Raw genomic sequence first — 26,395 nt, 5'->3', positions numbered from 1 at the left:
CGGGGCTCCAGTGGCCGCGCCGACCCAGGCCGGCGCGGTATTCGTTCAATTCCAGTCGGGAAACGGGTTGTCCCATTGCGCCCAGGCCTGCGGGCCCAGGGCCATTTCTGCATCGGTCAGCAGGCACTCGTCCAGGCGGGCGCGCAGCGCGTCCTCGTCCATGCCCATGCCGATCAGCACCAGTTCCTGGCGCGCGTCGCCCACGCCATCGACCCATTTGTCCAGGATGCGCTCCACGCTTTCGGGGTCGCGCGGCCAGCGCTCGGCCTCCACGGCGGCCCACCAGTGGCCGGCCGGCCCATGGCGGGCCACGGCGCCGGCCTGCGACCAGGAACCGGCCAGCGCCGGATGGCTGGCCAGCCAGAAAAATCCCTTGGAGCGCACCACTCCCGGCCATTCGCTTTGCACCAGGCCGAAGAAGCGCCGGGGATGAAAGGGGCGGCGGGCGCGGTAGACAAAGCTGGCAACGCCATAGGCCTCGGTCTCGGGCTGGTGCGTGCCACGCAACTGCTGCAGCCAGCCCGGCGCCCTGGAGGCCTCCTCGAAATCGAACAGCCCGGTATCGAGCACGCGGTCCAGCGGCAACTGGCCGAAGGAGGCGATCTCCAGCCTGGCACGCGGGTTGAGCCCGCGCAGGATGGCCATCAGCCGCGTGCAGTCCTCCTCGGTGACCAGGTCGATCTTGTTGAGCACGATCACATCGCAGAACTCCACCTGCTCGATCAGCAGATCGACCACGGTGCGGCGGTCCTCCTCGCCCAGCGATTCACCGCGCGAGCGCAGGCTGTCACGCGAGCCATAGTCGTGCAGGAAGTTGAAGGCATCGACCACGGTCACCATGGTGTCCAGCCGCGCCACATCGCCCAGGCTGCGTCCGTCCTCGCCCGCGAAGGTGAAGGTCTCGGCCACCGGCAGCGGCTCGGAGATGCCCGTGGACTCGATGACCAGCTGGTCGAAACGGCCCTCGCCCGCCAGCCGCGCCACCTCCAGCAGCAGGTCCTCGCGCAGCGTGCAGCAGATGCAGCCGTTGCTCATCTCCACCAGCTTTTCGTCGGTGCGCGACAGGTCGGCCCCGCCATCGCGCACCAGGGCCGCGTCGATGTTGACCTCGGACATGTCATTGACGATGACGGCCACGCGCCGCCCTTCGCGGTTGTGCAGGATGTGGTTGAGCAAGGTGGTCTTGCCCGCGCCCAGAAAACCCGACAGCACGGTCACAGGCAATCGGGCATGCGGCGGCTGAACCGGCGCTACGGTATGCATCATGGAATCTCTCGAACAGGGACAGGGATCGCGCGGCGGGCACTGCGGCCGCATGCGCAGGGAGGGGTCTCAGGCGGGGAGCGCGGTGCAGGCGGAGCACTTGCCATGCAGCTCGATGTTCGAATGGGCCAGCGCAAACGCATGGCCATGCGCCCAGCTGCCCAGGCAGCGGTTGAGCGCGTCGTCCACGAACTCATCGACCTGGCCGCAGCTGTCGCAGATCGCAAAGGCCGAGAAATCATGGCTGCCCTCGTCCGGATGCGAGCAGCAGACATAGGCATTCAGCGACTCCAGGCGATGGACCACGCCCTGCTCGGCCAGCTTGTCCAGCGCGCGGTAGACCTGGGTAGGGGCCGTCAAACCGTGGTCCCGCAACTGGTCGAGCAGCGCGTAGGCCGTCAGCGGCGCGCCGGCCTGGCGCAGCGTGTCGAGCACGCGTTGTTGCTTGGTGGTCAGGGAGTGGGACATGGTGGTTTCCTGGTCAAAAAGGGCGGGCGGCGTCCTTGCCCTGCATCAAAACAGTTACGTTATAACATAACAAAATCGGCGTCCACGCACTGTTTTACAATTAAAAAGAATATTAAGTTGCGCTTAAATACACAACAGGTTATAGTCAGCTCCGTTGTTGAGGCCAAGCGCTTAAGCCGCCCACTTCCCCTCCCTGCACAACGGCTGTCCGCCGCTCCCCGCAGGATGTCTCTTGCGACCTTTGTCGCACAGTTGGTCTGTAGAGCTGCAGCCAACCGAGTTCCCAGATGCTCACGCAGGCCTGTTCAAGGCTGCGAACCTGACTGAACCACATTTCAAACACCGGCATTCCCATGGGCAAGTACGTCGTCTCGCCCTCGACACACCCGACCGACTGCGGCCGCTTCCGCGCCTCCTTCGCGGTCCATCGCTCCCAAGGCAACGGCAGCTACTGCCGCGTATTCCGTTTCGACAAGGCGTTCGCCTCCCGCGAAGCAGCACGGCTGTTTGCCGTCACCCAGGGCTGGCTTCAGACCTGCATGCAGCACCCGCCTGCCTGCTGACGGCCCGGCTGCCGCCCTCCCACCCATTCACCGCCGCGGATTGCACAGTCCGCCGCATGCATGCCAACGGTGCGCCCTTTTGCGCACATCCAATCGAAGAGGTTTTCCTATGACCACCAAAATCTACGTGGGCAATCTGCCCTACTCCGTGACCGACTCCAGCCTGGAAAGCAACTTTGCCGAGTTCGGCAACGTGGCCTCCGCCAAGGTCATGATGGACCGCGAAACCGGCCGCTCCAAGGGCTTCGGCTTTGTGGAAATGGCTTCTGCCGAAGTGGCCCAGGCCGCCATCACCGGCCTGCACGGCATGTCCGTGGACGGACGCTCGATCGTCGTGAACCTGGCCCGTCCCCGTGAAGAAGGCCGCAGCTCCGGTGGCTACAGCCCGCAGGGTTACGCCGGCAAGCGTTCGGACGTCGGCTATGGCAATGGCGGCCACGGCGGCGGTCGCTACTGATCACGGCGCAGCTTCCAAAAACCGGCTCTCTGGGCCGGTTTTTTTTCGCCTGCGGTTTTCTTTCCTGCCGTTGCAGGCATGAAAAAACCGGCCGCCCTTGCGGGTCGGCCGGTCATGGCTGAAGCCTGTCGGGGCCAGGCCCCGGCACAGCGGCTTACAGCAGCGCGTCGATGGCTGCGTTGAACGTGGCGCTGGGGCGCATCACGGCATCCATCTTGGCCACGTCGGGCATGTAGTAGCCACCGATGTCCACGGCCTTGCCCTGCACGGCGCGCAGCTCTTCGATGATCTTGGACTCGTTGTCGGCCAGTTGCTTGGCCAGCGAAGCGAACTTGGAGGCCAGTTCGGCATCTTCCGTCTGCGCCGCCAGGGCCTGTGCCCAGTACAGGGCGATGTAGAACTGGCTGCCACGGTTGTCCAGCTCGCCGGTGCGGCGCGAAGGCGACTTGTCTTCGTCCAGCAGCTTGCCCGTGGCTTCATCCAGGGTCTTGGCCAGCAGCTTGGCGCGGGCGTTGCCGTTCTTGATGCCCAGGTCTTCCAGCGACACGGCCAGTGCCAGGAACTCGCCCAGCGAATCCCAGCGCAGGTGGTTTTCCTCCACCAGCTGCTGCACGTGCTTGGGAGCCGAGCCGCCAGCACCCGTTTCGTACATGCCGCCGCCGGCCATCAGGGGCACGATGGACAGCATCTTGGCCGAGGTGCCCAGTTCCATGATGGGGAACAGGTCGGTCAGGTAGTCGCGCAGGATGTTGCCGGTCACCGAGATGGTGTCCAGGCCGCGGGCCACGCGCTCCAGCGTGTAGCGCATGGCGCGGACCTGAGACAGGATGTGGATTTCCAAGCCCGTGGTGTCGTAGTCCTTGAGGTAGGTGTTGACCTTCTTGATCAGCTCGGCCTCGTGCGGACGATAGGGGTCCAGCCAGAACACGGCAGGCATGCCGGAGTTGCGGGCACGCGTGACGGCCAGCTTGACCCAGTCGCGGATGGGAGCGTCCTTGACCTGGCACATGCGCCAGATGTCGCCCTGCTCCACGTTCTGGCTCATCAGCACTTCGCCGGTGGCCAGATCGACGATGTTGGCAACGCCGTCTTCCTCGATCTCGAAGGTCTTGTCGTGCGAGCCGTACTCTTCGGCCTTTTGCGCCATCAGGCCCACGTTGGGCACGGTGCCCATGGTCTTGGGGTCGAAGTTGCCGTGCCACTTGCAGAAGTTGATCATCTCCTGGTAGATGCGGGCAAAGGTGGACTCAGGCATCACGGCCTTGCAGTCATAGGGCTTGCCGTCGGCGCCCCACATCTTGCCGCCCTGGCGGATCATGGCGGGCATGGACGCGTCAACGATCACGTCGTTGGGCGAGTGGAAGTTGGTGATGCCCTTGGCCGAGTCCACCATGGCCAGCGCGGGACGGTGTTCCTGGCAGGCGTGCAGGTCACGGATGATCTCTTCGCGCAGCGAGGCGGGCAGCGTCTCGATCTTCTCGTACAGCGTGGACATGCCGTTGTTGACGTTCACGCCCAGCTCGTCGAACAGCTTGCCGTGCTTCTCGAAGGCTTCCTTGTAGTAGATCCTCACGCAGTGGCCGAACACGATGGGGTGCGAGACCTTCATCATCGTGGCCTTGACGTGCAGCGAGAACAGGATGCCGGCGTCGCGGCAGTCGTCCAGTTCCTTTTCATAGAAGTCGCACAGCGCCTTCTTGCTCATGAACATGGAGTCGATGATCTCGCCAGCCTTCAAGGCCACCTTGGACTTGAGCACCACGGTCTTGCCGCTCTTGGTGGTCAGCTCCATCTTGACGTCGCGTGCGGCGTCCAGCGTGATCGACTTTTCGCCGTGGTAGAAGTCGCCGTGCTCCATGTGCGAGACATGGGTTTGCGACCACTGCTTCCACTCGCCCATGGAGTGGGGGTGCTTCTTGGCGTAGTTCTTGACGGCGGCAGGAGCGCGGCGGTCGGAGTTGCCCTCGCGCAGCACGGGGTTCACGGCCGAGCCCAGGCACTTGCCGTAGCGTGCCTTGATGTCCTTTTCCTGGTCGTTGGTCGGATTCTCGGGATAGTCGGGCAGTGCGTAGCCCTTGCCCTGCAGCTCCTTGATGGCAGCCGTCAGCTGGGCCACCGAGGCGCTGATGTTGGGCAGCTTGATGATGTTGACATCGGGCTCCAGCGTCTTCTTGCCGAGCTCGGACAAGGTGTGGGCCACGCGCTGGTCTTCGGCCAGGAATTCGGAGAACTCACCCAGGATGCGGTGGGCCACGGAGATGTCGGCGGTCTCGACATTCACGCCGACGGGTGCGGCAAAGGCGCGCACCACAGGCAGGAAGGCACTGGTGGCAAGGCGCGGAGCCTCATCGGTCAGGGTGTAGATGATGGTGGGTTGCTGCGTGCTCATCTCTTGTCTCAGGTAGTGAAAAGGTAGGGGTCGCGCCGCAGGCCGTCGAACCGGGCATCCGCTAGGGGAAACGGGGCCGGTGCAGCCTGAGGCAGTAGGACCGTCACGCAATGCCCCGTCGCGCCAGCATGCTGCCCCGGCGTTTTCTGCAATGCGATCCCACAATACAAAATTCTAAGCGGAACCCGCCATATTTTTTAAGTCTTGTAGAAGACTTAGGGTTTTACAGCGGCATTCAGGACCTGTTTTCACAGGGAAACGGCTTGCAGCCCCCGCGTTTTCTACCATGCAAAAAATGCTGTAGCGTGACGGACACGCAAGCGGAGCAGACCCCCGGGTCAAACCCAGAGCCGATACATCCAGAACGATTCATCGTGCTCGAAGCGCCGCGCAAACTCCCCCGGCGAAAACCCCGTGATCTGGCGCACGGCGCGGCACATATGGGCCTGGTCGGAGAAGCCCTCGTCCAGCGCCAGCGCGGCCCAGTCCAGCGCCTGTCCCTGTTCATGGTGGCGCCGCGCCGCATGGAACAGGCTTTCCGTGCGCACCATGCCCTGCCACTGCCGCAGGGAGCGGCCGCTGAACTGCTTGATGCGCCGCTCCACCTGGCGCGCGCCCAGCGTTCTTTGCCATTGCAGCGCCTGCATCCCCAGCCAGGCCACCCAGTGGCGCCCATGCTCGCGCAATGAGGGCAGCACCTGCAGGGCGCTCCCCCGGACCTCGCGCCAGCGCGGCGCCAAGTGGCGCTGCAACGCGTCCAGGGTGCCGGCATCGTCCTGCGCATGCAGCAGGGCCTGGCACAGCGCGGACCAGGACGGCCCCAGCACCCCGGATGCCGCGACAAAGCCATCCTGCGCCTCCAGCACGCCAGGGCCGAACAGCTGCAGCGCGGCATCCAGGTGCAGGCAGACCATGCCGCCACGGCCCGGCCCGCTGGCCCAGCTGGCCGTGGGCGCGGTCTGGCTGCCCGAGAGCATGACGGATGCCTCAAAGGGCTCGCAGCCGTGCACGCCCACCAGGCCTGCGGCCATGTCCTGGTACCAGGACAGGCAGACCATGGGGGTGGCGGGAAAATGCGACAGCCGCTGCGCATCGTCCAGGACCACGCCCCGCGTATCGCGGCAGACGACGGCCACCACCGCACCATGCAGCCCCGCTGGCGCGGGATACAGCATGGAGTGCGGCTGCCGCCCCTGGCCTGCCCAGCGCGCGGCCCTGGCATGCGGGGGCGGACAGGCAGCAAAGGCACTGGGCGTACGGGCTTCGATTGCGGCTTCGGGCATCACGACGGCATCCATGGAGGCGCAGTGTAGGCCTTGCCGCCCGCCGATCCCGTGACGCTTTCGTTCAAGACCAGGGGCGGCGTGACCAGCGAGCATGGGAACATGAACCGCCCGAATCCCACGCAAGATACCTGCACACCGGCGCCGTCGAACGCGGCCTCCTGCCCCTTCGCCACGCAACCCGCGCAACCGGCGCAACCCGAGCAACCCGAGCAGACGGCCTCCACGGCCTGGCCACCCGGCCCGGCACCGGGGCTCATGGGCTGGGGCCTGCTGCGCCGCATGTCGCGCGACCTGCTGGGTACGCTGGCGCAATGGCGCGGCGAGCACGGCGATGCCATCCATCTGCGCATCTGGCCAGAGCACCAGGTCGTCGTCACGGATCCCGAACTGGTGCGCGAGCTGCTGGTCGGCCAGCACGACGCGCTGGTGCGCTGGGAGCACGGCATCTCGGTCTTTGCCCAACTGCACGGCCACAGCGTGCTGGTCAGCGAAGGCCAGCCCTGGCGCAGCAAGCGGCAGGCCCTGTTGCCGGCCTTCTCCCCCAAGGCCGTGCAGGCCCAGATACCGGCCCTGGCCGCAGCCGCGCAGGCCGCGCTCCAGGCCTGGCCGCAGCAGTCCGAGGACTTTCCCATGGAACAGGCGCTGACCGCCCTGGCCATGGATGTGATCATGCGGCTGATGTTCTCCGGCGCCATCGGCGAGGATGCGCGCTCCGCGGAGCAGGCCATCCGCGAAGTCAGCCATGCCGCCAACAGTGAGTTCTACTGGCCCCTGCGCTGGCCCGATGCCATGCCCTGGAAGCGCCGCAAGCGCCGGGCGCTTGCCTGGCTGCGCGGCTTCATCGACCGGCAGGTCCGGCTCCGGCTGGCGCAGGCCGATGCAGACTGGCCCGAGGATCTGCTCAGCCGCCTGCTGCGCCTGCACCGGGGCGACGCCCAGGCCTGGACACTGCAGGCCGTGCGCGATGAGTGCATGACGGCCTTTCTGGCAGGTCACGAAACCGTGGCCAGCAGCCTGACCTGGTGGTCCTGGTGCATGGCCACCCATCCCGAGGCGCAGCAGCAGGTGGCCGACGAGATCCAGGAACAGCTGCAGGGCCGCACGCCCACGGCGCAGGACCTGCCGGCGCTGCGCCAGTTGGGCTGGAGCCTTCAGGAAGCCATGCGCCTGTACCCGGCCGCGCCCGTGCTCATCAGCCGGCGTTGCACACTGCCTGTGCAGCTGGGCCCGTGGCGCCTGCCCACGCGAACCCTGTTCATGATTGCGCCCGGCCTTATGCAACGCGATGCGCGCTGGTTCCCGCAACCCGATGCCTTTCAGCCGCAGCGTTTCGCCGATGCCGACAGGGACGGAGCCCCTGCCGCACCGCGCGGCAGCTGGATGCCCTTTGGCACCGGCCCGCGCGTATGCCTGGGCCAGCACCTGGCCAGCACGGAGATGACGGTGGTGGCAGCCATGGTGCTGCAGCGCCTGCGGCTGAGCGTGCCCGAAGGCGCCGGCGCGCCCCGCCCTGTGCTGCAGGTCACGCTGCGGCCATCCACGCCCCTGAGACTGCGGCTGCAATCGCGCAGCGGTGCACAGGCCGGGTAAACGTGGCGATATATTGCGCCAAATCATCTACAAAGCACGCCAATTACGCCAAATTGTCACCCATCCGCATTTATTCTGTCTTTTTGACTAGAACTACTGGACTGGAGACGATTTGAGTACCCTGGCAATCGTGATTTCACTGGCGGGACTGATGTTCCTGGCCTACCGAGGCATCTCCGTGCTGCTGCTGGCCCCCCTGATGGCCGCCGTGGCCGTGCTGCTGTCCGGCGACCTGGGCCACATGCTGCCGCTGTACACCAGCACCTTCATGGGCGCCCTGGGCAACTACATGCTGCAGTTCTTCCCCGTGTTCCTGCTGGGCGCGCTGTTCGGCCAGTTGATGGCGGACTCGGGCGCGGCCACCGCGATATCGCACTGGATCATGCGCGTGCTGGGCGAGAAGCACGCCATCCTCACGGTGGTGCTGGCCTGCGCCGTGCTCACCTATGGCGGCGTGTCGCTGTTCGTGGTGGCCTTTGCCATCTACCCGATTGCCAAGTCTCTGTTCCGCGCGGCCCATGTGCCCAAGCGGCTGATACCGCCCACCATCGCGCTGGGCTCGTTCACCTTCACCATGACGGCGCTACCGGGCACGCCGTCCATCCAGAACGCCATTCCCATTCCCTACTACGGCACCAATGTGTTTGCGGCGCCGGGCCTGGGCATCATCGGCGGCATGACCATGCTGGCCCTGGGCCTGTGGTGGCTGCAGTCGCGCGCGGCCAAGGCACGTGTGGCCGGCGAAGGCTACGGCGACCATGACGATGCCGTCGAGCAGGGCCTGCATGAAGAAAGCGATCCCGCCCTGCACAGCCGCCGGGACCTGCCGCTGCTGCTGGCCCTGCTGCCGCTGGTGCTGGTGATCGCGGTCAATGCGCTGCTCACCTACGGCGTGTTCCCGCAGATGGATTTCGGCTTTCTGAAGGAACGCTTTCCTGCCGTGGACCCGGCCAAGCAGACGGGCCTGTGGGCGCTGATCATGGCCCTGGCCGTGGCCTGCGCCGCACTGGTGCTGCTGGGCCTGGGCCGCTGGCGCAATCTCAAGGAGTCGGTGAACAAGGGCGTGCTGGGCTCCATGCTGCCCATCTTCAACACCGCCTCGGAAGTGGGCTACGGCGCGGTCATCGCAGGGCTGGCGGGCTTTGCCATCATCCGCGAGGCCGTGCTCAACGTCGCACCCCACAACCCGCTGATCTCCGAGGCCGTGGCCATGAACGTGCTGGCCGGCATCACAGGGTCGTCGTCGGGCGGCCTGTCGATTGCACTGTCCACGCTGGGCAAGGACTACCTGGCCATGGCTGCCCAGCTGGGCATCAGCCCCGAGCTGCTGCACCGCGTGGCCGTGATGGCGGCCGGCTGCTTCGACACCCTGCCGCACAGCGGCGCCATCATCACGCTGCTGTCCATCTGCGGCCTCACGCACCGCCAGTCGTACGGCAACATCGCCATCATGACCATTGGCGCGCCACTGCTGGCCCTGGTGCTGGTGATCACGCTCGGCACCATGTTCGGATCCTTCTGAGGGACCAGGGCGCAGAGCGCGCGCGGGAAATACCACGGCATCGCGCCCGCCACAACCGGCATATGACGTATATGCGCGGGGCGGGTGCATGGCAACAATGCATGCACGGCGATAAGGCATCGCCCCGATTCATTCCCCCATTACCGACAAGACGACATCCGCTGCCAAAGCTGCCAGCGCAGATGTCGGGCAACAAGGCCCGAACCGCTCCCTGACCCGGAGCGGTTCGGGCCTTTTTTTGTTGGCCGGGAATCGAAGGGGGCGATGCCGCACGCCGCCCCCTCAACCCCTTCAGGAGCAGCAGCATGAGACACGGAGATATTTCCAGCAGCAACGATTGCGTCGGCGTGGCAGTGGTCAACTACAAGATGCCACGCCTGCACACCAAGGCCGAGGTGCTGGACAACTGCCGCAAGATCGCCGACATGCTGGTGGGCATGAAGCGCGGCCTGCCGGGCATGGACCTGGTAATCTTCCCCGAGTACTCCACGCACGGCATCATGTACGACGCCAAGGAGATGTACGACACGGCCAGCGCCATCCCGGGGGAAGAGACCGAGATCTTCGCCGACGCCTGCCGCAGGGCCAACGTCTGGGGCGTGTTCTCGCTGACGGGCGAGCGCCATGAGGAGCACCCCAACAAGGCGCCCTACAACACCCTGATCCTCATGAACAACCAGGGCGAGATCGTGCAGAAGTACCGCAAGATCATGCCCTGGGTGCCCATCGAGGGCTGGTACCCGGGCGACTGCACCTATGTGAGCGAAGGCCCCAAGGGCCTGAAGATCAGCCTCATCATCTGCGACGACGGCAACTACCCCGAGATCTGGCGCGACTGCGCCATGCGCGGCGCCGAGCTCGTCGTGCGCTGCCAGGGCTACATGTACCCGGCCAAGGAGCAGCAGATCATGGTCTCCAAGGCCATGGCCTTCATGAACAACTGCTACGTGGCCGTGGCCAATGCGGCGGGCTTCGACGGCGTGTACTCGTACTTCGGGCACTCGGCCATCATCGGCTTCGACGGCCGCACCCTGGGCGAGACCGGCGAGGAGGAAATGGGCATCCAGTACGCCGAGTTGTCCAAGCACCTGATCCGCGATGCGCGCAAGAACGGCCAGTCGCAGAACCATCTGTTCAAGCTGGTGCACCGCGGCTACACCGGCACCATCAACTCCGGCGACGGGGACAAGGGCGTGGCCGCCTGCCCCTACAACTTCTACAGCCAGTGGGTCAACGATCCCGAGGGCACGCGCGAGATGGTGGAGTCCTTCACACGCACCACCGTGGGCACGCCCGAATGCCCCATCGAAGGCATTCCGCACGAGGCGCCCAAGCACCGCTGACAGCGTCCTGCCTCCGAGCCTGCAGGCCTGGGGGCAGGCCCGCCCATGAATACGGAAAGGTGAAGAGTGAAGATGAGCACGACAACAACCACAGGCCCGCTGCACGCTCCTGCCAACCAGGCCGCCGACCCGCTGGCGGCCTACCGCATCGAGGAAGAGCCCTTCTACCGACCCTCGGGCCGCGAAGTGCAGCTCTACCGCCAGGCCTACCAGCACCGCATGCCGCTCGTCCTCAAGGGCCCCACGGGCTGCGGCAAGACGCGCTTTGTGGAGTACATGGCGTGGGCGCTCAAGCGCCCCCTGGTCACGCTGGCCTGCAACGAGGACATGACGGCCTCCGACCTGGTGGGCCGCTACCTGCTGGATGCCGACGGCACGGCCTGGCACGACGGCCCGCTGACCCTGGCCGTGCGCCATGGCGGCATCTGCTACCTGGACGAAGTGGTGGAGGCCCGCCAGGACACCACCGTCGTCATCCACCCGCTGACCGACGCGCGCCGCGCCCTGCCGCTGGACAAGAAGGGCGAGGTGGTCCACGCGCACCCCGACTTCCAACTGGTGGTTTCCTACAACCCCGGCTACCAGAGCAGCGCCAAGGACATGAAGCCATCGACCCGCCAGCGCTTCGCGGCGCTGGACTTCGACTACCCGGCGCCCGAGATCGAGGCGGACATCGTGGCCCACGAGACCGGCATTGCCCTGGCCACCGCTCGCAGCCTGGTCAGCCTGGCGCGCAGCACGCGCGAACTGCGCCACCGGGGCCTGGACGAAGGCGCCTCCACCCGCATGCTGATCTACGCAGGCCTGCTGATGCGCGACGGCGTCTCGGTGCACGACAGCTGCGACATGACCATCACCAGCGCCCTGACCGACGACCCCGACACTGCCGCCGCGCTGCGCCAGCTGGTCGAGGCCGAGTTCGGCGCCTGAGGGCCGCACGCCATGGCCATCGTCTCCGTTGCCTTGCCCGAAGAGTCCCGCCTGCTGCACACGCTGGGTCTGCTGGCCAGCGGCCTGGCGCGCCAGCCTGTCGCCGTGCAGGCGCTGGCCAGGGTGCCGGCCAGTGCCCCGGCGCCGGGCCAGGCCCACGCCCTGCCGCCGCGCGCCGTGCTGATCAGCCAGCCTGCCCGGCTGCTGATTCCCGCCAACTTGCCCATTCAGGCACACCTGCACGCAGCAACGATGGCCCATGCCGCAGCCCATCTGCGCTTTTCACCCGCCCGCCAGGACAGCAGCGCCCTCAAGCCCATGGGCCAGGCCGTGGTGGCCGCGCTGGAAGATGCGCGCGTGGAGCGGCTGCTGTGCCTGCAGCACCCCGGCGTGCGCCGCTGGTTCGAGGCCTGCATCGCGCCCGAGCCCGACCCATCCGACCTGGGCTTTGCCGCCTTCATGGCCCGGCTGGACCGCATGCTGCTGTGGCCAGAGCGCATGGACGGCAACCACTGGATCCACAAGGCCCGCGACCTGTTCGAGGACACCGCCACGCGCCACGGGCTGGAGGACTACGCCGCATTCCGGGCCATTGCCTCCATCCTGGCCAACGACCTGGGACAGATGCGCGTGCGCATGGACCCGCAGCACCATGCCGTGCCCAGCATCTACCGTGATGACAACAGCTATCTCTGGCAGCATCCGGAGTCGCCTCAGGGCGAGGAAGACACACTCGCGCTGCAGCAGACCGCTGCGCGCTCGGCTCCGCCTCCATCGGCCGGCGCAGGACAGCAGTCCGATGCCCAGGAAGGCCAGTCGCTGGAGCTGAACCCAGGGCTGGAGCTGTCGCGCCACAGCTATCCCGAATGGGACCGCAGGTCGGAGCGCCTGAAGACGGACTGGTGCACCGTCATCGACACCCTGCCCGCATGGCAGGCCGAGGCTTTGGCCGGGAAAGGCTCCCAGGCCGGCAGACAGACACTGCCGCCCCTGCCGCTGCCGCCCGCACGCCAGCTGGACCGGCGCCAGCGCCTGCGCCGCCAGTGGGAAGGAGATGACCTGGACTTCAATGCCGCCATCGAGGTCCAGGTGGACCGCCGCCTGAACCTGCGACCGGAACCTCGCCTTTTCATGCGGGCCGGCAAAGGCCCGCGCCCCACCAGCGTGCTCGTGCTGATGGACGCTTCCGAATCGGTCAACACGCCCGGCCCCCACGGCGCCAGCCTGCTGGAGCTGGAGAAACAGGCGGCCCTCATGCTGGCCGAATCGCGCGCAGGCCACAGGACCGGCGTGGACCGCCTGGCCATCCACGCCTTCTCGTCCAACACGCGCGCCGAAGTCCGCTACCTGCGCCTGCTGGACTTCGGCCAACCCTTTGCCGCAGCAGCGGCCACCCGGTTGCAGGCACTGCAGGGCCGCCATTCCACCCGCCTGGGCGCAGCCCTGCGCCACGCCAGCAGCCTGCTGGCTGCCGAGCCTGCTGGCCAGCGCCATCTGCTGGTGATCACCGACGGAGCACCCGCCGACATCGACGTGCATGACGATCGCTACCTGATCGAAGACGCGCGCCATGCCGTGCAGCAGGCCCGCGCCGCAGGCATACGCATCAGTTGCCTGGCCGTGGACAGCCAGGCAGACGGCTATGTGCGCCATATCTTTGGCGGGCGCAACTACGGCATTGCCGACGACGCGCGGCATCTGCCAAGGCGGCTGTCCCAGATGGGCGCAAGGCTCGCAGCCGGCCGCTGACCACGGCCACCGACCACGCCAATCTCGATTAACCTGAAGCGCATGCAAAGAACGCAAGCCAGTACCTGGCACAGAAGGAACCCATGAACGACCCCGTCAGAGTCGGCATTCTTTACTCGGCCACCGGCACCACATCGACCATAGGCCAGTCCCAGCTGCAGGGCGCGCAGCTGGCCATCGACGAAATCAACGAGGCGGGCGGCCTGCTGGGGCGTGAACTGGTCGCCGTGCGCTACGACCCGGCTTCCACGCCGGCCCGCTATGCGGCCCTGGCCGAGCAACTCATCGTGCGCGACGGCATCAACGTCATCTTCGGCTGCTACATGTCCAGCAGCCGCAAGGCCGTCATCCCCATCGTCGAGAAATGGAACAAGCTGCTGTTCTATCCCACGCTCTACGAGGGCTTCGAGTTCTCGGGCAATGTCATCTACACGGGCGCCGCGCCCAACCAGAACAGCGTGCAACTGGCCGACTACATGACCAGCAGCTTCGGCGCGCGGGTCTACCTCATCGGCTCTGACTACATCTACCCCTACGAGTCCAACCGCATCATGGGCGAGCTGGTCATGCAGCACCCGGGCAGCGACAAGCTCGGTGAACACTACCTGCCTCTGGACGCCACCGAGCGCGACTACGCGGCCATCATGCAGGACATCCGCGCCAGGCAGCCGGACTTCATCTTCTCCACCGTGGTCGGCGATTCCACGGCCAGCCTCTACCGCGCCTATGCCGATGCGGGCTTCAATCCGCAGACCATGCCGATTGCCAGCCTCACCACCTCCGAGGCCGAGATTGCCCAGATGGGCGCCGACGTGGCCAGCGGACATTTCACGGCCGCGCCCTACTTCCAGTCCATCGATTCACCGGCCAACGCGCGCTGCCTGGCCCGGCTGCGCCAGCGCCTGGGCGACGACTGCCGGCCCAACCTGTGCTGGGAGGCCGCCTACTTTCAGATGCACCTGTTCGCCAACGCCTTCCGCCAGGCCGGCAGTGACCGCATAGGCGAGCTGCTGCCCCATCTGCTGGGCAGCGAATTCGACGCGCCCCAGGGCCGTATCAGGCTGGACCCCGACAACCACCACACCTGGCTGCACCCGCGCGTGGGCCGCGCCAATGCGCAGGGCGGCTTCACCATCGTGCGCCAGGCCACCCGGGCCGTCTCGCCCGACCCCTATCTGGTCACCCACTCCCTGGGCGACTGGACCGCCAGCCTCGGTGCCCTGGAGACCTGAGCGTGGATGCCGCTCCGAACAAGGACACCGGCAGCGCTGCCACAGGCCGGCAGCTGCTGGAAAGAAAACCGCTGCTGCGTGCCACCTCGCCCCAACTGAAGGAACTGCGCCAGCTGCGCATTGCCGTCGTCCACCCCGACGACGCGGACGGCCGCCTGCTGGCCCAGCAACTGCAGCGCATAGGCTGCCAGGTCCAGGCCATCTGGCCGCCCCAGCCCAGCCTGCCCGAGGGCACGGACGTGGTCTTCCTGGCAGTGCGCCCCGATCACCTGCAGTTGAACCACGCCTGGACCCAGGGCGAGGGAGAGAGCCCGCCCACCGCCATCGCCGTGGTCAACTACGAGAACCCCACCATCGTCTCCGCCGTGCTGGAGCTGCAGGTGCAAGCCATCCTGCCCTCGCCCATCCGCTCCTTCGGCCTGCTGTCCACATTGGTGCTGGCGCGCAGAAACCACAAGGAATCACGCCAGCAGCAGCAGCGCATCGCCAAGCTCCAGGCCAAGCTGCTGGGCCAGCGCCGCGTGGCCGAAGCCAAGGCCATCCTCATGCAAACCCACCAGATCAACGAAGACCAGGCCTACGAAATGATCCGCGCCCAGGCCATGAGCCGGCGAAGCTCGGTGGAGGAGATTGCCCAGGCCATCGTCCATGCGAGCGAAATACTGTCGCTGGGCAAGGGCGTGGGCGGGTAAATCACGCAGGACTCCCTGCCGCCAGCAGCCATGGCTTGACCCGGGGAACCAGGGTCCTCTTTTTTTGAACGCACGCAGCGTGTGAAGAAAAAAATGGCTCCCGATGCGGAGCACGCAGGGCTTGTGAATACTTTGATCAATAGTTACCCACCAAACCGCTCACATATGTGAATGTCACTCTCGTTCGATGAGAATCTGATAATGGATTATCAAAATCAATTACTTTGTCAAATTTTGCATCGATTGCAAAATCGGACGACTCTCAGATTAGCATTTCACCCTTAAGCATTGACGTGTTGGGCGTCAACAATAAACCATAGTATCGCGAGGCATAAAATGATAGAAGGCGGATGGTGGAAAGCCTATACCAAAAATGGCCGGTATATAGGACTGATTGAAGGAGATGAATTCATAGTCGGAGACAAGAGAATTTTATACAGAATAAGCAACAGCAAGCTATATTCCACAGAAGTACCGCCTTCACATATAGCTGACATATCAGAAAAACAAGCGATTACATCCAACGGTGAAATTCTGCTGAAGTTCTTCAAGACAAGCAGAGAGCAAAAACCATTAACAACTTGATCAAACCCATACCAAAACAATTACAAAATCTCAAAAATCATCAAACAGCCGAGGCCATGGCACGAATCGGCAACTTCCGGCCAAGATCAACACGCAATTGCATTCTGCGTATCAAGTCTGTCGTCAAAACTCGACCTGCCGTAAGCAATACCAACCCTTCCCTCGATACGAAGTCTTGAGCCAAAATCATTCCTGGCCGGAGCTCCGAACAGGGAACATAAAGTGGGGCTGGGTCGGCAACGGGGGTTGCCTGTATCAAAATCTGCAAGAAAGCATCGACAACCTCTGGATCAAATTGTGTTCCTCTGCCATGCGAAATGAGGGTTCTTGCCTCTGCACAATTTAGGGGCTTGCTGCTTAAATGCCCTATCATCAGGTCATCGTAAAAATCAGCAACCGCTATTATCCGAGCTCCTATTGGAATATCCTTCCCTTTCAGGCCATCAGGGAAACCTGCCCCGTCGAATCGCTCATGGTGGGACCTGACGAGAGTAGCGACCGGGTGCGCATCGTCTATCGGCAGAAGCAACTGTTCTCCCAAGCTGCTGTGATTCCTATATTTTTCCAGCTCTTCATGACTCAAGCTTGGGACGGGCTTGTTCAACATCCCATCGGCAAGAGTAATATGGGCAATATCATGAATGAGCGCAGCAACAAAAGAATTCTGCTGATCTTCTTCGCTTAGCTGCATGATATTTGCGGTTCGACGGGTCAGGTCCGCAACGCGTCTAGAGTGCCCTGCAAGCAGCCCGCCCCGCCACTCAAGAAGATTGGAAAACATCCGAATAGCTGCAACGAAATTCTTCTTAAGCTTCCTATGCGCCTCCAACAGTTCGTCGTCATGCTCATGGGCAGTAAGCTCAACAGTTGCATTTAATTCTGCCAGCTCCTTCGTCAGCGCTTTATTTTTCTGATCCAGACGAATATTCTCATGGCGTGTGATTTTCTGATCGTTTAATTGATCAATAGCATCCAAAAATTGCTCACTATTCCAAGGTTTTACTATGTGACGGTACAAACCCATCAAACGACCAATGCCTTTCGGAATCACAGTTCTGCCGTATTCCGAAAGAAAAATCACAAACAGGTCAGGGAACTGTCCAACAATGCTCTCCAACCACTGTCCGCCATCCTTGTCAAGTACATGCGTATTGCATATCAACAAGTCGATCCGTCCACCAGAAAACTCCGCTAATGCTTCTGGCGAGCTTGCTGCCATCCGCAGATCATATCCAGCCTGACCAAGCAACAGGTTTAACCCTGCAACGTCCTCTACCTCCGGGTCAATCAACAATGCCTGCAACCGCGATTGCCGTGCAAATGATTCTTGTTTCTCTTCAGCATTCATTTGGCATGCCTCCAATTGCATTATTCGATGCATCGATCAATGAGTCTCAAGAATATGACATCGAAAGGCATTGGTGAAGATAGTAATTATTTACTAGCATCACGCAATTGAAGATCAAATTCATTTGAATCTTCTCATCCATTTACACACAGTTACAACAACCAGCCTCGCCCAATAGATGATTTTTGCGTCAGTGATGCCACTCGCTTGGAAGGCCGAGCCGGATGCACGCATCGCGGAAACGATGAAAACAGAAAAAGCCGGTTCGGTGGAAGAGGTTCGCGCCCTGGTTCAGGAATGCCAGTTGACCGAGCAGAACGTGTTCCCTGCCAGCGGCTCCAAGGCGAAGAGCTTCGTGGCGATGCCCAGATTCCGCGCCCCCCCCGAGACAGGTGCTACCCGGATCGGCCGCAGCAAGCCGCCGAACTGGATCAACGGCAAGAACGACAGGCAATTCCTGATCGAAAAGGCCAAAAGTTAGGCGGCGTGCAGCCGATACACCAAGCAAGGAGGTGCGCGCCAAGTCTAGGCGGCGCCTCAAGCCCCCGGGGTGCGTGCGCGCCAGGGGCTTTTTCTTTGGAGATTGACCTTCCGAACTGGACCGTGGGCTTGGAGGCCTGGCGGTCAGCCAGCGAGCCGCCTGCCCGCTTGTGTGCGGTGACCATTCCCATTGAGTGCTCAGAGTTGAACAAAAAGGAAAACGGGGTTGGATGGCGAAGAATCAGGCAACGACGCCAGAGCAAAAAACCCAATCAGATCAATGACAAATGTAGAAAATCAAGCACCGGCCAGCATGTGGCGCATGTCCGTGGTGCCCATGATGGACTGGATTGATTCTTGAAGAAAATCATTATCTGACAGTAACTTAGATGTATGCCCGTGACCCTCCGTAGCAACTTTGCAGCATCGCTGGCTCAGTTGCGCTTCTAATGGTGCGTAGATCCGGGTGTCTGCATGTACCGACCGATAAGGGGGACCAACCAAGCCCGGAAGCCTTTGAAAAGAAAGGAGCATAGACCCGCCTGGAAATACAACCTGCTCATGGAGCCGCAACCAACGGATTAAAAGTCCGACCCACCGAAATAGGCACAAAAGAAAAATCCTTTCCAATCAAACACTTGCAACGATAGCCACGCGTCTGGTGTTTTCGAAATCATTTCTTTTCACCATACTTCAGCCTACTCTGGACAGATTTTGGGCATAGAAGGCGCCTGGACGCAAAAAAGCGAACCCGAAAATTCGCTTTCATGAGAAATTTCAATACTCTAATCGCTCAACTTCTCGGCAATTAAAGTAGCTCCGGCACCAGATTGCAGAGTAACGGCTCCGAGCATTCCAAAGAACTGGAGGCTCATGGTATCTCCAGCAGCCATGTTCAATATTGATTCTCCATCAAATTTGGAAACACCAGCATTATTAATTTCAGTGAGAGAGGAAACCTGCGCCCCGTTAACTATTACTCTCGCAGAGAGAGGCAAACTATTTGTTATTTTAATAGAATATTTTATTCTATATCTGCCACTGGACAAAATTGTAAATACCGTGTTAGTGCCATCAGAATTAAAACTCGAAATGCTTTGTTCATTTGGCAAGGGGATATTAGTTCCGCCGAGAATGACAGCAATTACGGGAGCGGAGGTATTGTGAGCAGCCATTGAGGTGGCAGTAGTTCCTCCAGCCCCTGCTGGTCCGGTGGGACCTGTGGGACCAGGCAAGCCAATATCACCCGTGGCTCCTGTCGGGCCTTGCAGGCCCGTGGCACCAATGGGGCCTTGGGCGCCTGTCTGACCTGTCGGCCCTGCAAGGCCGATCGGACCGGTCGGCCCCGTCGGACCGGCTTGTCCAGTAGCGCCGGTCGCTCCTGTGACGCCGGCTGGTCCTGTGGCTCCTGTTGCTCCTGTCGGACCAGGACTTCCCACAATCGCACCTGCTGCGCATTTGCCAAGTCGCCCCGTCGCGTCGTCATAGCAGGCCACGCTGCCAGCTTCCGTTGTATTGGGCAGGTTGGGCAGGTACACATCGCCGGTTTCCATGACCCGGAAACGCTCTGCATTGCCCGCATTGTTCTTGATGACGAATCCACCATTGGCCGGCGGTGTGATGGTGATGTCGGCGCCGCCAGGAGCCGCCATTGCAGCGCCGCTCAAGACGATGGCCGCAGCGAAAGAGACAGAGCGCAGCGTGAATTTCATGGTTTTCATGGTCTGTATGTGGAGTGATTAACGTTGTGCAGCGCGGCGCTGACGCCAGAGCGCCAGTGCCATGAGCAGAGAAAGGAGCATCAACCCGTACTCGCTCAGCGTGGGAATCGCTGCAGCAGACACGCTGGGACCAGCACCGATCTGCACGGTGGACGGAACCGTCGCATTGGTACGCACCACCGTTGCGCCAGGACCCAGGTTGATGACCGCTGTGCCACTGGCAGCCTGGAGCACCACGGGCTGACCAGGCACACCCTCGACGGTAAGCGTACCGAGCACGGTGATATTTGCCCCGACAGGCAGCACAAAGGTGCGGCCCGTACTGCTCTTGATGGTCAGGTTCTGCACGACCAAGGTGCCGCTTAGCTGGCTGGTGTTGCCCGGATCGCAGCCGTCGCGCAGCTCGATCGTGTTGTTGCCGGCATTCAGCGATCCGTTGATCTGCAGGTCACCACCCACCGACAGCGTTCCACCACTGTTGGTTATGGCGGCGGTACTTGCGAACGTAGCCGAAGAATCGACGGTCAGCGCGCCGCCCAGATCCAAGGTTCCCTGCATGTCCAGCGCAGAGCAGGACAGGTCTACGGCGCCCCCGGGCGGGACAACCAGAGAGCTGCCCGGTGGATAGGACCACTGGGCAGCGGCGTTGGAGGACAGCAGAAAAGCCAAGCCAACCCCGGCCAGCCATCGCGAAAGTGAAAAAGTCATCAAACAAGCTCCGCTGGGCATCAAGACCGCACGGCACAGTCACAGTAATGCGCCAAAAGTGTCAAGTATTGTCAACTGAAACAATATGCAACGCATTGAAATCTTCGATCAAGAACTCGTTCGCGTTTTTGTTGTCATGGGCGCTGGGTTTTCGCTTTTTCCAGCGTTAGGTGCACCTCCTGATTCAACAGATGCATGGAAACCTCAATCTCCTGACTGATCGCCTTGACCTGATCGCGCTTGTTCGGTGCGTCGCTAGCCTGCACGCTGCGGCAGAACTTGCGGAGGTCCAACGCCGCGATCTGGTCGGACAGCAGGCGGTGCACCGAGTCCCGCATGGACTTCTGGATCTCGCGCGCGCACAGGATACGCAGGGGGCGGTTGCTGCCCATCACCAGCAGGGCCATGGCCACGGACCAGGACTTGGCGCCGCCGCGCCCGCCGTACATGACCTTGAAGCGCTTGGGCTGGAACAGGCCGCGCAGCTTCGAGGGGAACTCGACCCGAACGCGCGAGCGGTCTACCTCGTAGTCCTCTGCGAAGTCCGGCTCCTCATCGGCCAAGTGCGCGGCCTGCAGGCTTGCGGACAGCAGACTCATGCCCCCTCCCCGTCTCGCGGATCGTTCTCCCGTGCCGGCGCATCCACGAAGTGCAGCTCGAAGTGGCCCACGTTGCCGCCGCCGTTCGGCCCCTTGCCCGCGTCCTTGTCGTTCATGCCGAAGGCCTGGCGCTCCATGTCCACCACGATGCGCAAGCTCTCGGCCAGCACCTTCATGGTCTTGGAGCGCTCCGGCAGGCTGATGACCTTCTGGTAGAGGTCGTTCAGCTTATCCATGCCGTTGTCGTCGGGCGAACGCAACATCTCGCCCAGCTCCTGCAGGTAGCCCACCGTGTCCGCGTCCGCCATCTGCTCAATCTCATCCAGCAGCGCATTGGTGATCTTGCGCGCCCTCTGGATGTCCCGCCTGTGCGCCAGCCGGATGGTGGCCACAGCCTGCGCGTTCGCGTCCACCACCTCACGTTCGGACGCACTGCGTTCCGCGCGTACCTCGCTGCGTACCGCCTCCTTGCGTACCAGCTGCTCCGCCTTGTCCTGGATGCGCTCCGACAGGTCCCGGCTCCAGTCGTCACGCTTCGCGCGCTTGCGGATCGCTCCCTCGCTGATGCCCTGCTCTCCTGCGATCTGCCGAAGGCTCTTGATGCCTGCCCGGTAGTCCAGCTCGATGCGCTCCCACTGGGGAGCGTGCTTCTGTTCCTTGCTCATCCTCCCGAAGCTGACAGGCTTGGGACGGCATAACGCAACGCAACCCTGAGGAAGATGCTCTGTCGCAGGGCATGCAGGCGTACTAGCAAAACAATCGCCCTGAACGCCGGCCCTGTGCCGATCCACACATGAAGTCCTGGCGATGCGCAAAAAACAAAGCCCGCATTTGCGGGCCCTGCTTCCATCACAGACTAGCTTTTGCGCCTACTGCAGCCTCAAGGGCGCAACGATCGGCGAGGGAAGGCCAATCTGAGCTGCCGTAACGGGCTGCAGCAGCCAGCCGTACTGGCCCCCGGTAGAGGTTCCGCAACTCGAATTGTCAAACCCTGTGATACCTGTCGGCATAACGGCCAGGACCGTTCCGTTGGACTGAGGTGTCGCCGAGGTCACCATGAATGAGCCCAGCGAAAGCGACCATACAACCGTCTTGGCGTAGATGGAGCTTGCCGTCGTGGGACTGCCTGAATTCAAGTAACCTTCACCTGAGCAGTTGCCAGGGCCCGTGCCTTTGTAATAGATCTGAGAGTTGGGAAGCGTCCCATCCCAAGACATCACCATCAGGTGGCCCGTGCTGGTCACAAGGCTGATGTTATTCCGCGCCGCGCTCACCACCTTACCCAGGGTCACATTGTTGGCATCAACCAAGGTCACGCCGCCGCCGGCAGGACCAGCAGGCCCGGTCGCGCCCGTGGCCCCCGTATCGCCTTGAACGCCCTGGATACCTTGTGGCCCTGTCGCTCCCAAACCTCCTGATGCTCCCGTCATGCCGGTAACACCTTGCACACCCTGAATGCCCTGAGGACCCTGCGGGCCCGTCGCACCAGTGCTGCCCGTAGGGCCGGTGGCACCAGTAGCGCCAGTCACCCCTGTCGGACCTGTCGCACCTGTCACGCCTGTGGTACCCGTCTGACCCGTGGCTCCCGTCACACCCGTGGCGCCTGTAGGACCTGTTACGCCTGTCGATCCAGTAACACCTGTCGAGCCCGTGGCTCCCGTCACCCCGGCGCCTGTCGGACCTACGGGACCGACAGCCCCTGTGGCGCCCGTGGGTCCTGTTGCCCCCGTCGCACCCGTGGCTCCTGCGCCAATGCCTGGAGCGCAATGCACCAGTTGTCCCGTCACGCCATCGACACACAGCAGCTGACTGCCAGTGGCCGTATCGGCCGGCAAAGCCGGAACCACCACTTCACCTGTGTTCTGTACACGCAGGCGCTCGGCCCCCGCCGAATTTTTGATAATGAAATTGCCGCCTGGAGGCATGGTGATGCTGACATCAGCAGCGTGCGCTACAGGCGCGAGGAAGCCAGCGCTCAGACACAAAGCAAAAATCAGGCGAGAAGGTATGGTGGTTTCTTTACGGAACATGGTTCAACTGCGGTTGGGATAAAAGCACTTGAGCACCCTGTACCAAACCTGTGGCCCAGGATGCCGGGAAGGGATGAACAATTCAGGAGGATGTGCGGCCGCGGCGTTGGCGAAGAAGAGCCAAGCCACCAAGCATCAAGCTCATCAACATCAGCCCATAGGTACTGAGCGTGGGAATGCTTGCCGGAGAAGTCACCACCGGTGCCCCGATCTGCACATTTCCAGGTACGGCGCTACCGCTGGGATTCGACAGCGTGGCGCCAGGCCCCATCGTGACGACGGCAGTGCCAGGGCCAGACGAAGTCAGCACGACCGGCCGACCAGGAGTTCCCAGGGTCAGCGTTCCAAGAACCGTCAGGTTGGTGCCCGCCGGCAGGACGACGGTGGGCGGGGTGGCTGTGGTGCTGATCAGCGTGAGATCTTTCACGACGATGTTGCCACTCAGCTGAAGGACAGAACCGGGCGCACAGCTGTCCGACAGGACTACGCTGCTGGCCCCAAGATTCAAGGGGACGGTGCTCGTAAGGTCTCCACTGACGTTCAATTGCCCCCCCGTCCCAGTAACCGTGGCCCCTGAGTCGAAAGCGAACGAGCCGGTGTCAAAACTCCCCGTACCCAAAGTCAACTCGCCCTGCATGATGACCGCCGTGCAAGGAAGCTGGAAAGAGCCTCCAGCAAGATCAATGCTGCTCCCCGGCGGCATGACCATCTGCCCCCATGCCGATCCACACACCGCTACGCTCAGAACCAGCGAAGCAACGCTACGCTTACCAAGTCCTACCATTTGATGATCTCCGCGACGGGGCGTCATGCCCCTAAGTTTTCAAGCGAGCATGCAACCCCCTGTGCACACCCAAGCGGCATGATCATCAGATACAAAATAGGGATAAGTTAACAAAAATTAACAAATGATAGTTTTGTTTCATTTGTTGAAAACTATCAACTTTTAGCGTACTACCTAACTGGCGGCCTCCCAGCATGCGTAGATGTCGCCCGCCTGGGGCTGGCGTTCCGTTGTCGTGGTCATGTTGTCGATCCTTCTCTCTGTCTGTAGCGATGCACTGGCTTGCGCGCCGGCAGCTCCGTGAGCCGGCTTTCCACCTGGCACTCGCGCACCAGGTACTGCAGCGCCCAATCGATCTCCCCCTTGCTGCGGCCCAGGGCCAGGACCAGCTCGGAATGGAAAAACCAGCGCCCGGGTGCCTGGCGTAGAAACCGCAGCAGCACGTCGGTGCCACTGCCCAGGCGGATGACGCCCGCGGGGCGCGGGTTGTTGTGTCGCGCCCCCTCCTCGTGCCAGCCCTCCAGCTGGCCAGCCAGCCAGTCCATGCAGCTCAAGCGGTGCCACCTTCTTCTTTTGCGTGTCGTCGCGGTTCGTGTGCGCGGCCTTGGTTTCCAAGATGGTCCTCTTTCAAAAATCCAGAATCGGCGTGGCGTTGAACAGGCCCAGCGCCCACAGCACAGCGGCTCGGTCGCGGGCATCGATGTTCGGGGCGTAGGCCAGCGCGCGCCATGCCAGGACCTGGCGCAGATGCGCGGCCATGAACGTGGCTTCCTTGCGTGCGGCGGGCGCAGGCCCTTGGTCCAGCCAGGAATGGCAGGCGGCGCAGCCCCAGGCGCTGTAGTGGTCGTCGGCCTTCCTGCGCTCCCCCTTCCCGTGGATGATGCCCGGCCGTCGCGGCTGGCGAAGTGCTCCAACAGCCTGGCCTCTTCCTCGGACAGCAGCCGGCGCGAGCGCTGAGCCGGCTTGGCGATCACCCGCGTGCGCAGCAGTTCGGACTTGGCACGGTGCAGCACCTGCAGCGGCGCATCGACGCCGCGCGCGGCCGAAGCATGCAGGATGACCTGGCGCGGCCACACCATGTCATTGAGCGCGGTGGCGGGGCCGGCCTCGCCTTCCGTGCGCCGCTTCTTGGTGTAGCCCATCAGATCCTGCACCGTGAGCTTGGTGACCTGTAGGCGGCACGACCAGAGGCCTGCAGGCGCGCGATGTCGGCCTTTTTGCTACGGCCCCACTCAGTCACGTTTTCGGCCGCACTGACATAATCCCGCAGTGGCTCCCCCACTGAAATTTTCTTGTGCACAGCCTGGCAGGAAGCGTGCCCCTGGTCCATTTCGTACTCGCGCCTGAGCAGCCACTCGTTGGCCAGCACTTTCCGACGGTAGGTCTGGCTTTCGCGGTGGACGAACGTGCCGTTCTCCATCAGCCGGATCTGTGCAGTGCAGGCAAGCGAGCGAGCAAGCAAGCCGTGTGCACGCTTGCGTGAAGTGATGCTCCCATCTGTTTTGCTACAGGTGAAGGATGTAGCAAAGCCAGCGAGAAAATCAGCAAAAACGGGGTTGAATGGCGAAGAATCCGGCAACGACGCCAGAGCAAAAAACCCAATCAGATCAATGACAAACGTAGAAAATCAAGCACCTGCCAGCATGTGGCGCATGTCCGTTGCGCCCATGATGGACTGGACCGACAAACACTGCCGCTACCTGCACCGACTTCTGAGCCGCCACACCTTGCTCTACACAGAGATGGTGACGACGGGCGCTCTGCTGCATGGGGATGTGCCGCGGCATCTGCGTTTCGAGGCCGAGGAACACCCGGTGGCGCTACAGCTCGGCGGCAGCGAGCCTTCCGATCTGGCGCAGGCCGCGCGGCTGGGGGCGCGGTGGGGGTATGACGAGATCAACCTCAATTGCGGCTGCCCCAGCGAGCGGGTGCAGCGCGGCGCGTTTGGCGCCTGCCTGATGAACGAGGCGCCGTTGGTGGCCGATTGCGTGAAGGCGATGGTGGATGTGGTGGATGTGCCCGTCACGGTGAAGCACCGCATCGGCATCGACAAGGACGAGAGCTACGAGTTCGTGCGCGATTTCGTGGGCACGGTGGCGGATGCGGGCTGCCGCGTGTTCATCGTGCATGCCCGCAATGCCTGGCTCAAGGGTCTGTCGCCCAAGGAAAACCGCGAGATCCCGCCGCTGCGCTACGAGATCGTGGCCCGGCTCAAGCAGGATTTTCCGGAACTGACCATTGCCATCAACGGCGGCATCAAGGCCGATGCCACGGTGCAGGAACTGCTGCAGCAGGTCGATGGCGTGATGGTGGGCCGCGAGGCCTATCACAACCCCTGGTGGCTGGCCTCGTGGGATGCGCTGTACTACGGCGATGCGAGCGTGGAGCACACACGGGAGTCCATCGAGGAGCAGATGGTGGCGTATATGGAGCGCGAGGCGCGCACGCATGGCACGCACTGGTACTCCATCGCGCGGCATATGTTGGGGTTGCGCAACGGGCTGGCGGGGGCGCGCCGCTGGCGCCAGGTGTGGAGCAATCACCAACTCAAGCAATTGCCGCCTTCAGAGGTGATGCGGCTTGCGCGCACCAAACCGGCCGAGGCGGCGCTTGCTGCCTAGCGCGGGGGACTGCATTGCAGGATGGCCAGGGCTGA

Annotated in this window: 24 protein-coding genes; 11 read left to right on the top strand and 13 right to left on the bottom strand. The window is 62.9% G+C overall.

The features are described from left to right. Window positions 1–45: 45 nt before the first annotated feature. Both zigA and AC57B5_RS05455 read right to left on the bottom strand, forming a co-directional pair. Entirely contained in the window at window positions 46–1,266 is a 1,221-nt protein-coding gene (gene zigA / locus AC57B5_RS05460) for a zinc metallochaperone GTPase ZigA (RefSeq protein ID WP_034393333.1), read from the bottom strand. Window positions 1,267–1,332: 66 nt separating this feature from the next. After that, window positions 1,333–1,731, bottom strand: coding sequence for a Fur family transcriptional regulator (locus tag AC57B5_RS05455; protein WP_013802518.1), 399 nt, complete (start codon window positions 1,729–1,731; stop codon window positions 1,333–1,335). 353 nt (window positions 1,732–2,084) lie between these two features. On the opposite strand from AC57B5_RS05455, the gene AC57B5_RS05450 reads away from it, so the two are divergent. Together AC57B5_RS05450 and rbp are read left to right on the top strand one after the other, a co-directional pair. Beyond that, entirely contained in the window at window positions 2,085–2,294 is a 210-nt protein-coding gene (locus tag AC57B5_RS05450; protein ID WP_012205475.1) for a hypothetical protein, read from the top strand. Window positions 2,295–2,403: 109 nt separating this feature from the next. After that, complete coding sequence (gene rbp, locus AC57B5_RS05445) at window positions 2,404–2,751, top strand: RNA-binding regulator (protein ID WP_012205474.1); 348 nt, start codon at window positions 2,404–2,406, stop codon at window positions 2,749–2,751. Between the two features lie 154 nt (window positions 2,752–2,905). Here the strand turns inward: rbp and AC57B5_RS05440 are convergent, their stop codons facing one another. After that, window positions 2,906–5,140 (bottom strand): NADP-dependent isocitrate dehydrogenase, encoded by a 2,235-nt coding sequence (locus tag AC57B5_RS05440; protein ID WP_496398949.1) that lies wholly within the window; start codon window positions 5,138–5,140, stop codon window positions 2,906–2,908. A gap of 338 nt (window positions 5,141–5,478) precedes the next feature. Beyond that, window positions 5,479–6,423, bottom strand: a complete 945-nt coding sequence (locus AC57B5_RS05435; RefSeq protein ID WP_496398948.1) for a helix-turn-helix domain-containing protein — start codon at window positions 6,421–6,423, stop codon at window positions 5,479–5,481. A 102-nt stretch (window positions 6,424–6,525) separates the two neighbouring features. On the opposite strand from AC57B5_RS05435, the gene AC57B5_RS05430 reads away from it, so the two are divergent. The 7 genes from AC57B5_RS05430 to AC57B5_RS05400 all read left to right on the top strand — a co-directional run bounded on the left by AC57B5_RS05430 (window position 6,526) and on the right by AC57B5_RS05400 (window position 15,484). After that, on the top strand, window positions 6,526–8,016 hold the full coding sequence (locus tag AC57B5_RS05430; RefSeq protein ID WP_496398947.1) for a cytochrome P450: 1,491 nt from the start codon (window positions 6,526–6,528) through the stop codon (window positions 8,014–8,016). Between the two features lie 112 nt (window positions 8,017–8,128). Beyond that, the gene (locus tag AC57B5_RS05425) at window positions 8,129–9,538 is read left to right on the top strand and encodes a GntP family permease (RefSeq protein WP_034393326.1); all 1,410 of its coding nucleotides are present in this window, start codon (window positions 8,129–8,131) and stop codon (window positions 9,536–9,538) included. A gap of 305 nt (window positions 9,539–9,843) precedes the next feature. Next, complete coding sequence (locus tag AC57B5_RS05420; protein ID WP_012205469.1) at window positions 9,844–10,881, top strand: aliphatic amidase; 1,038 nt, start codon at window positions 9,844–9,846, stop codon at window positions 10,879–10,881. Window positions 10,882–10,953: 72 nt separating this feature from the next. Continuing rightward, window positions 10,954–11,811: a CbbQ/NirQ/NorQ/GpvN family protein gene (locus AC57B5_RS05415; protein WP_496398946.1), complete on the top strand. Its 858-nt coding sequence runs from the start codon at window positions 10,954–10,956 to the stop codon at window positions 11,809–11,811. Window positions 11,812–11,823: 12 nt separating this feature from the next. Then, window positions 11,824–13,560, top strand: a complete 1,737-nt coding sequence (locus tag AC57B5_RS05410; RefSeq protein WP_496398945.1) for a nitric oxide reductase activation protein NorD — start codon at window positions 11,824–11,826, stop codon at window positions 13,558–13,560. Between the two features lie 83 nt (window positions 13,561–13,643). Then, the gene (locus AC57B5_RS05405) at window positions 13,644–14,792 is read left to right on the top strand and encodes a transporter substrate-binding domain-containing protein (RefSeq protein ID WP_428144469.1); all 1,149 of its coding nucleotides are present in this window, start codon (window positions 13,644–13,646) and stop codon (window positions 14,790–14,792) included. A 2-nt stretch (window positions 14,793–14,794) separates the two neighbouring features. Continuing rightward, window positions 14,795–15,484, top strand: a complete 690-nt coding sequence (locus tag AC57B5_RS05400; RefSeq protein ID WP_496398944.1) for an ANTAR domain-containing response regulator — start codon at window positions 14,795–14,797, stop codon at window positions 15,482–15,484. Between the two features lie 625 nt (window positions 15,485–16,109). Here the strand turns inward: AC57B5_RS05400 and AC57B5_RS05395 are convergent. Beyond that, complete coding sequence (locus AC57B5_RS05395) at window positions 16,110–17,417, bottom strand: response regulator (protein ID WP_496398943.1); 1,308 nt, start codon at window positions 17,415–17,417, stop codon at window positions 16,110–16,112. 196 nt (window positions 17,418–17,613) lie between these two features. On the opposite strand from AC57B5_RS05395, the gene AC57B5_RS05390 reads away from it, so the two are divergent. Beyond that, complete coding sequence (locus AC57B5_RS05390) at window positions 17,614–17,898, top strand: H-NS histone family protein (protein ID WP_496398942.1); 285 nt, start codon at window positions 17,614–17,616, stop codon at window positions 17,896–17,898. A gap of 784 nt (window positions 17,899–18,682) precedes the next feature. Here the strand turns inward: AC57B5_RS05390 and AC57B5_RS05385 are convergent. From AC57B5_RS05385 to AC57B5_RS05350, 8 genes are all read right to left on the bottom strand, one after another. Next, window positions 18,683–19,609 carry a BclA C-terminal domain-containing protein gene (locus AC57B5_RS05385; protein ID WP_269447112.1) on the bottom strand — a complete coding sequence of 309 codons (927 nt, stop codon included), beginning with the start codon at window positions 19,607–19,609 and terminating at the stop codon, window positions 18,683–18,685. 27 nt (window positions 19,610–19,636) lie between these two features. Next, complete coding sequence (locus AC57B5_RS05380) at window positions 19,637–20,326, bottom strand: IPTL-CTERM sorting domain-containing protein (RefSeq protein ID WP_043821787.1); 690 nt, start codon at window positions 20,324–20,326, stop codon at window positions 19,637–19,639. A 134-nt stretch (window positions 20,327–20,460) separates the two neighbouring features. Next, window positions 20,461–20,925 carry a phage terminase large subunit gene (locus AC57B5_RS05375; RefSeq protein ID WP_043821785.1) on the bottom strand — a complete coding sequence of 155 codons (465 nt, stop codon included), beginning with the start codon at window positions 20,923–20,925 and terminating at the stop codon, window positions 20,461–20,463. Further along, entirely contained in the window at window positions 20,922–21,590 is a 669-nt protein-coding gene (locus tag AC57B5_RS05370; protein ID WP_496398941.1) for a hypothetical protein, read from the bottom strand. Before AC57B5_RS05370 ends, AC57B5_RS05375 begins: the two co-directional genes overlap by 4 nt. A 1,447-nt stretch (window positions 21,591–23,037) precedes the next feature. After that, window positions 23,038–23,766, bottom strand: a complete 729-nt coding sequence (locus tag AC57B5_RS05365; RefSeq protein WP_235264194.1) for an IPTL-CTERM sorting domain-containing protein — start codon at window positions 23,764–23,766, stop codon at window positions 23,038–23,040. Window positions 23,767–23,978: 212 nt separating this feature from the next. Beyond that, complete coding sequence (locus AC57B5_RS05360; RefSeq protein WP_496398940.1) at window positions 23,979–24,284, bottom strand: hypothetical protein; 306 nt, start codon at window positions 24,282–24,284, stop codon at window positions 23,979–23,981. 82 nt (window positions 24,285–24,366) lie between these two features. Further along, window positions 24,367–24,498, bottom strand: coding sequence for a hypothetical protein (locus tag AC57B5_RS05355; protein WP_269196565.1), 132 nt, complete (start codon window positions 24,496–24,498; stop codon window positions 24,367–24,369). Between the two features lie 382 nt (window positions 24,499–24,880). Continuing rightward, on the bottom strand, window positions 24,881–25,201 hold the full coding sequence (locus AC57B5_RS05350; RefSeq protein WP_496398939.1) for a hypothetical protein: 321 nt from the start codon (window positions 25,199–25,201) through the stop codon (window positions 24,881–24,883). Between the two features lie 148 nt (window positions 25,202–25,349). Between AC57B5_RS05350 and dusA the strand changes: the two genes are divergently transcribed. Further along, a complete protein-coding gene (dusA, locus tag AC57B5_RS05345) occupies window positions 25,350–26,360 on the top strand; it encodes a tRNA dihydrouridine(20/20a) synthase DusA (protein ID WP_315531659.1) in 1,011 nt (336 codons plus the stop codon). Window positions 26,361–26,395: the final 35 nt, after the last annotated feature.

It is taken from the genome of Delftia sp. BGA-UO-ETr-SB1 (genome assembly GCF_059567865.1).
Note: the sequence above shows the minus strand (reverse complement) of the source record. Positions and strands in the feature narration are given on the sequence as shown.